We start from the raw sequence: 6,307 nt of genomic DNA, 5'->3' as shown, positions 1-6,307 counted from the left end.
CGCCGCCGTGGCAGCGCGGGAGTCAGCAGGAGGCGCCGCAGAACGTGCCGCAGACGAATCTGGCCCGCCCGGGTCAGACGTCGTCCTCGACCGGGCGTCCCGCGGTGCCCACCTCGGGCGGCGCTGTGGGTGACAAGACCGCCACGCGGCCCGGGGGTGACAAGACCGCCACGCGGCCCGGCGGCGCGGCCCCGACCGGATCGGCGCAGCCTGCAGGACAGCAGCCGGGCCCGGCGAAGCCGGCGGCGGCTCGCCCCGGCGTGAATCCGGCCGGCGGCCGGTCCGGTGCCGCGACGCCGCCGACTCGCCCGGTGGTCACCGGCACGGCGGCCGCCTCGATGAACGCGCCCACGACGGGGATGCCGGGTGCGGACCGGTCGGCGGCCAAGACGAAGGCGGCCGTCATCGACGGTCCGACGCGGCACATCGAACGCAAGGATCTGGCGAAGGACCTGCCGGACCTGTCGACGGTGAAGCATCCGCTGCCGTCCGCGCCGGCCGAGGAATCCGCGGCTGCGCAACCGGCTGCCGTGGTGGCGGCCGCGGCCCGGGTCCCGGGTGAGCCGCTGCGGGCGACCGTGCAGCTGCGCCGCATCGATCCGTGGTCGATGCTGAAGATCTCTTCGGTGATCTCCGTCTCGTTGTTCTTCGTGTGGATGGTCGCCGTGGGTCTGCTGTACGGCGTGCTCGCGGGCATGGGCGTGTGGGAACGGCTCAACAGCGCCTTCACCGACATGGTGTCCGACACCGGTGGGGGTGGCCTCATCACCGCCGGCCAGGTCTTCGGGTACGCGACGGTGATCGGGCTGGTCAACACGATCCTGCTGACCGCTCTGGCCACCCTGGGGGCGTTCATCTACAACCTGTGCACCGACCTCGTCGGGGGCGTGCAGGTCACCCTCGCAGACCCGGACTGAGCTGGGAAAACGTGACCCCGCCGAGCCGATTTTGGACTTCGCGGCTCGGTGGGGTAGTGTTCCAACTCGGTTCGAGGGCCTATAGCTCAGGCGGTTAGAGCGCTTCGCTGATAACGAAGAGGTCGGAGGTTCAAGTCCTCCTAGGCCCACTCCCCGTGCCGAAAGGGCAGCGAGCATGAAGGTTCTTCTCACTGTGGGAACCGTGGTGCTGGTGGCCGTCGGACTCGCCCGGATGTTGCGGAGCGAGGACGAATGGCACGAGGTCACCGGCCGCTGAGGCGGCAGACGGGGCCTTAGCTCAGTTGGTAGAGCGCTGCCTTTGCAAGGCAGATGTCAGGAGTTCGAATCTCCTAGGCTCCACAACGCACACTCGAATATCGACGACAGGCCCGGACATCACGGATGTCCGGGCCTGTCGTCGTGCCCGGTCACTTCTCCTCGGCGAGCTCGTCGAGGACCGCCGAGAGCCGGCGCATCGCGGCCAGTGCGCCGGCCAGGTCTTCCTCGCCCACGGCGTCGGCCAGGCGACGGGCGAAGGCGGCATGCGCCGGATCGATCCCGGACACCGCCTCGCGTCCCGCCGGGGTCGGCGCGACGAGCTTGGCGCGCCGGTGGGCCGGGTTGGGCAGGTACTCGGCGAGGCCTCGCTCGACCAGCAGGTCGGCGATCCGCTGCACGCTCTGGCGGGTGATCCCCATCGCGCGGGCGATGCCGGCGACCGGCAGGGGTTCGCGCAGCACGGCACCGAGGACCTGCCACCACGCCGCGGTGAGCCCGGCCGGGCGCGCGAGGGATTCGGCGACCTCGAGGAACTGTCCGTTGAGCCGGAACGACGTCAGGGCGAGGCCGCTGAGCAGTTCTTGTTCCGGGCGCTCGCTCATCCGGCCATGAGTTCGTAGAAGCCGGCGGGGTCGCGTCGGCCGTAGAGCTTGAACCAGGATTCGAGGACGTGCGGCTCGAACACCTCGAGGCGTTCGAGGATCGCGCGGGCGAACTCGACCGGGGCGGTGGCACTCGCGGTGATCAGATTCCGGTCGGTGACGGCCGGTTCGTCGCGGTAGAGATCCCCGCCCGCGTAGCCCACACTCGCCAGGAACTCGGCGGCGTTGCTCGTGTGCGCGCGATCGTCGAGTAGGCCGGCGAGGGCGAGCCCGCCCGTGGCCCCGCAGATCGCGGCCACCGGGACCCCGGCCTCGAGGAAGTCGCGCGCCCGTTCGGCGAAGGGGGTGAACTGCTCGGTGTTCCAGATGTCGTTGCCCGCCAGGACGAGCATCGCGCTGTTCTCCGGCCGCACCTCGTCCAGGGTGGTGTCGGGGAGGATGCGGATTCCGCCCATGGTGGTGACGGGTTCGCGCGTGGCGCCGACGGTGGCGACGGCGTAGCGGCCGGGATGCTTGTGCCAGAGGGGCTTGTTGATGTGGGCGATCGCATGACCGACCTCCCAGTCGGCGAAGGTGTCGTACACGGCGACATGCACTGTCTCAGTCATGACAATATGCTGTCGATTTGACAGCCTGTTGTCAATAGGGGGCACCCGGAAGATCTCAGCCCGTTTCACGTGAAACGTCGATGAGCTCGAGCAGATCGCGGACCGCCCGGCGGACCTCCTCCAGGTTCCGGCCGGGTTCGATGAGTTCGGTGCCCTTGTGGACCACGGCGCCGACCAGTTCGGCGGCCAGTTCCGGATGCGTGGTCCCGTGCTCACGCAGGGCCTCGACGAGGGGGAGCACGAGCTCGCGGTGCAGCGTCTGCATGCGTTCGTCGGTGAAGGCCTGCGGCGTGACCGTGGCGAGCGCTCCGACGAGCGCGTGCTCGCCCTCGGCGACGAGCCGGAGGTTGGCGTCGACGTACGCGAGTACCCGGCCGGCCGGATCGCCGGCCTCGTCCATGGCGGCGATCACCTTCGCGTTCCAGCGCGGGAACATGTCCTCGACGACCGCGCGCAGCAGATCCTCCCGCGACCGGAAGTAGTGGTAGACGCTGGAGCGGGCGAGCCCGGCCCGGGCCGCGACCTCGCCCAGGCTCGGCGGGCGCTCCGGCGACTCGGTCAACAGTGCGTGAGCCGCATCGAGGAGTGCCCGTAGTTGGGTTGCGCGATGCTCGGCGACGGTAGCCGCAGAGATCTTCGGCACGGGCCCTCCTCGTGCGGTCAGCCGCGGGCGTGCAGCCTGCCGTCCACCATCTCCAGGATGCGGTCGCAATGCTCCAGCACGTCGTGGTCGTGGGTGACCATGATGCCAGCCACCCCCGCATCGTGGGTTTCCCGGGCAAGCAACTCGACCACCTCGTGGCTGCGGGTGCGGTCGAGGGCGGCGGTCGGTTCGTCGACGAGCAGCAGCGCCGGCCGCGAGACGAGGGCCCGGGCGATGCCGACCCGCTGGCGTTCGCCGCCGGAGAGCTGTCCGGGTCGCCGGTCGGCGCGATGGCTCATCCCGACCGCCCCGAGCAGCTCGTCCGGATCACGTCCGGGGCGACCGGTGATCTTCGGGACCAGCCGGAGCTGGTCGCGGGCGGTCAGGGCGGGAACGAGGTTCCCGGACTGGAAGACGAAGCCCACCCGCTCTCGCCGCAGCCGGGTCAGCGCCCGATTCGGCAGGGCGGAGACGTCGATCCCCGCCAGCGTGACGACACCCGTGGTGGGGCGGGTGAGACCGCCGGCGACGGCCAGCAGACTCGACTTGCCGGCGCCGGAGGGCCCGACGATCGCGACGAGCTCACCGGCGGCGACGTGCAGGTTCACGTCGTCCAGTGCCACGACGGTGTTGTCGCCGTAGCCGAAGCGGAGGGTGACGCCGGACAGGGCCAGGCCGGTGGTGGGGATGGTCGAGGTGGTCATCGGTTCTCTCCGAGGGCGGTGAGGGGATCGACGCGGGTGACGCGGACGACGGCAACGGCCGCGCCCAGCAGTCCCAGCAGGACCAGGATCGCGGCGCCGGACGCGACGGGGCCGGTCTCGAGCGCGAACGGCATGCCGCTGCCCTCGAGGCCCGACCCGAGGCCGAGGCCGAGGAGGACTCCGACGGTCACCGACGCGAGGAGCACGACCGTCGCCTGTGCCAGGCCGTCGCGCAGGAGGAAACCCGTGGAGGCGCCCATGGCCCGCAGCACGGCCAGTTCCCGGGAGCGCTGGACGGTCCAGATGCTGAAGAAGGCGCCGACGACGAGGGCGGAGATCGCGTACAGGAAGCCCTTGATGAGGGACATCGTCATCATCTCGGCGGAGTAGCCGGGGGAGGCGTCGAAGGATCCCTCGAGGGTCTTGGCGGCGGTGCCGGTCGCGGCATCGCCCGCGGCGAGGTCGGGCAGCCGGTCGTCGACACCCCGGACGGCGACGACGCTCGCCTCGGTGTAGACGCGCGGATCGGGTAGCTCGCCGGCCCGCGTGCCGGCGTGGATCGCCTGCCAGGTTCGCAGCGGCAGGTAGGCGACGTCGACGTGGCCGAAGGTGCGCTTGTCGGCGGTGAAGCCGGCGACCGTGAGTTCGGTGCCGAGGCGCTCGAGGACGATGGTGTCGCCGACGGCGATGCCCGCCTCGCGCACGGTGTCGCTGACCAGGATGTCGGTGTCGCCGGTGAGGGGACGCCCCTCGGCGGGCGCCGGTTCGAGGAACGAGCCGGGTTCGACGCCGAAGAGGGTGAGGTCGACCGGTGTGCCGGACGCGGTCCGGGCGTTGACGATGGCGTTGCCGAGCAGCGCGGCGTCGGCGACGTCCGGCCGGGCGCGCCACGCGGCGGCCTGGTCCTCGGTGACGACGGATCGCGAGAACGCCGAGTCGGTGCGGGTGCCCTCGGCGAAGGCGAAGGCCTGGACCGGGGTGCGCTGGAGGGCCGAGACGCCGTCTGCCACGAGGCCGGAGGACAGGCCGGACAGGATGACCATCAGCACCGCCACCAGGGCTACGACGGTTCCCATGAGGAGGAAGCGGGTGCGCGCGAACCATAGTTCGCGCAGCGCGAGGAACATGTGGGCTCCTGAGGAAGATTTACCGACGGACAGTCGACATCTTATCGACAATGTGTCGGCAAGTTCTGTGAGGCCGGTTACTACTTCCGGTAGTAGGAGGCGCGTATCCTGGCTGCATGTCTGCCGAGAAGGACTTCGCCGCGCGCGTGCGCGGCGCCTTCGTCGGCGGCATGTCGGGGGCGGTGAGCATCGCCGCCCATGCGCTCGCCGGCGGGGCCGCGCCGGGACAGGCATCCGCGGTGTTGCTGCTCGCCGCCGCGGCCGCGGTGGGTCTGCTCGCCGCGGGCACGCGCCTGCCGATCGTCGGCGTGCTGGCCGCCGGGCAGGTGGTGGGCCACGGTGTCCTCTCCCTCGACACGGGACACGTCCACGTCCCCGGCGCGGGCATGCTGGCCGCCCACACGGCCGCGATCGTCGTCGCGGCGCTGCTCGTCCGCGGCGCCGAACACGGCTGCCGCGTCGGGCTCACCGCGGTGCGGCGCGCGAGTGTGCCGCCGTTCGCGCCGGCGCCCGTCGCCGTTCCCGGCTGGACGCCCGTCGCACACCATCCCCGGGTGCGGCGCGGCCTGCTCGTCGCCGCAGGTCTCGGCACCCGAGGTCCTCCCCACACGGTCTGATCCCAGCCCACCTCACGGTCACCGCTACGCGGGACCGCGCGCACGCGTGCGCACCCGGACCGATTTCGGAGAACCTCATGAAGAAGACCCTGTTCCTCGCTGCCGCCGCGGCCGCGACCCTGTTCGCCGCCGGATGCTCGTCCGACGAGCCGGCCGCCGCCTCCGCGGACTCGCTCACCGTCTCCTCGGCGTGGGCGAAGGCCGCCGAATCCGGCATGACCGGTGCTTTCGCCGAGCTCGAGAACACCGGCGACTCCGACATCCACATCGTCTCCGCCGCCAGCTCCAGCTCGGCCCGCACCGAGATCCACGAGATGGCGGCCGGCGACGGCGGCGCCATGGTGATGCGCGAAAAGGAGGACGGCCTGGTCATTCCCGCGCACAGCACCCACTCCCTCACGCCCGGCAACGACCACCTGATGCTGATGGACCTCGTCGAGCCCGTCCTGCCCGGCACCGAGGTGACCTTCGAGCTGACCTTCGAGGACGGCTCGACCACCGAGTTCACCGCGCAGGTCCGCGACTTCTCCGGCGCACGGGAGAACTACCAGCCGAGCGCCGGCATGGGGGCGAACCACGGTGGCTGAGCTGAGCCGGCGGCGCCTCCTCGGGGGCGGCGCCGCCGTCCTCGGCGTCGCGGGCATCGGCGCGGCCGGGATCGGGACGGGCCTCGGCTATGCCGCCACGCGGGAGCCCGAGCCCACCGGCGGGCGCACCGTCGCCTTCCACGGCGTGCACCAGGCGGGCATCGACACCGAACCGCAGGCCTTCGCCGCATTCGTCGCCCTGGATCTGCGCCCGGGCCTCGAC

At 71.4% G+C, this 6,307-nt stretch carries 8 protein-coding genes, 2 tRNA genes and 1 pseudogene; 6 read left to right on the top strand and 5 right to left on the bottom strand.

Features of this window, described 5'->3' with window-relative positions:
* The 3 genes from CQZ88_RS06815 to CQZ88_RS06805 form a co-directional block, all read left to right on the top strand.
* The coding region (locus CQZ88_RS06815; RefSeq protein ID WP_258008483.1) for a DUF3566 domain-containing protein at window positions 1-917 on the top strand (917 nt) is incomplete at its 5' end.
* Window positions 918-992: 75 nt separating this feature from the next.
* Window positions 993-1,066 (top strand) — tRNA-Ile (locus tag CQZ88_RS06810).
* Window positions 1,067-1,204: 138 nt separating this feature from the next.
* Window positions 1,205-1,277: transfer RNA gene (locus CQZ88_RS06805), tRNA-Ala, on the top strand.
* A 68-nt stretch (window positions 1,278-1,345) separates the two neighbouring features.
* Here CQZ88_RS06805 and CQZ88_RS06800 read toward each other — a convergent pair.
* From CQZ88_RS06800 to CQZ88_RS06780, 5 genes are read right to left on the bottom strand one after another with little or no spacing between them, the layout of a single operon-like run.
* A complete protein-coding gene (locus CQZ88_RS06800) occupies window positions 1,346-1,798 on the bottom strand; it encodes a MarR family winged helix-turn-helix transcriptional regulator (RefSeq protein ID WP_043799097.1) in 453 nt (150 codons plus the stop codon).
* The gene (locus CQZ88_RS06795) at window positions 1,795-2,406 is read right to left on the bottom strand and encodes a type 1 glutamine amidotransferase family protein (protein WP_050034261.1); all 612 of its coding nucleotides are present in this window, start codon (window positions 2,404-2,406) and stop codon (window positions 1,795-1,797) included. Before CQZ88_RS06795 ends, CQZ88_RS06800 begins: the two co-directional genes overlap by 4 nt.
* 55 nt (window positions 2,407-2,461) lie before the next feature.
* On the bottom strand, window positions 2,462-3,049 hold the full coding sequence (locus CQZ88_RS06790; protein ID WP_102799448.1) for a TetR/AcrR family transcriptional regulator: 588 nt from the start codon (window positions 3,047-3,049) through the stop codon (window positions 2,462-2,464).
* Window positions 3,050-3,066: 17 nt separating this feature from the next.
* The gene (locus CQZ88_RS06785) at window positions 3,067-3,753 is read right to left on the bottom strand and encodes an ABC transporter ATP-binding protein (RefSeq protein ID WP_102799447.1); all 687 of its coding nucleotides are present in this window, start codon (window positions 3,751-3,753) and stop codon (window positions 3,067-3,069) included.
* Window positions 3,750-4,880 (bottom strand): FtsX-like permease family protein, encoded by a 1,131-nt coding sequence (locus CQZ88_RS06780; protein ID WP_180986958.1) that lies wholly within the window; start codon window positions 4,878-4,880, stop codon window positions 3,750-3,752. Before CQZ88_RS06780 ends, CQZ88_RS06785 begins: the two co-directional genes overlap by 4 nt.
* Before the next feature lie 116 nt (window positions 4,881-4,996).
* Between CQZ88_RS06780 and CQZ88_RS06775 the strand changes: the two genes are divergently transcribed.
* The 3 genes and pseudogenes from CQZ88_RS06775 to CQZ88_RS30560 all read left to right on the top strand — a co-directional run.
* On the top strand, window positions 4,997-5,497 hold the full coding sequence (locus CQZ88_RS06775; RefSeq protein ID WP_029546814.1) for a hypothetical protein: 501 nt from the start codon (window positions 4,997-4,999) through the stop codon (window positions 5,495-5,497).
* Window positions 5,498-5,574: 77 nt separating this feature from the next.
* Entirely contained in the window at window positions 5,575-6,084 is a 510-nt protein-coding gene (locus CQZ88_RS06770; protein ID WP_102799446.1) for a copper chaperone PCu(A)C, read from the top strand.
* Window positions 6,077-6,307 (top strand): annotated as a pseudogene (locus CQZ88_RS30560) (peroxidase); the annotation flags it as partial. The gene CQZ88_RS06770 and the pseudogene CQZ88_RS30560, both read left to right, overlap by 8 nt.

Source organism: Rhodococcus sp. ENV425, from assembly GCF_002887785.1.
Taxonomy (GTDB): domain Bacteria; phylum Actinomycetota; class Actinomycetes; order Mycobacteriales; family Mycobacteriaceae; genus Rhodococcus; species Rhodococcus aetherivorans.
The sequence above is the reverse complement of the archived record's forward strand: the minus strand, read 5'-3'. Positions and strand labels throughout refer to the sequence as shown.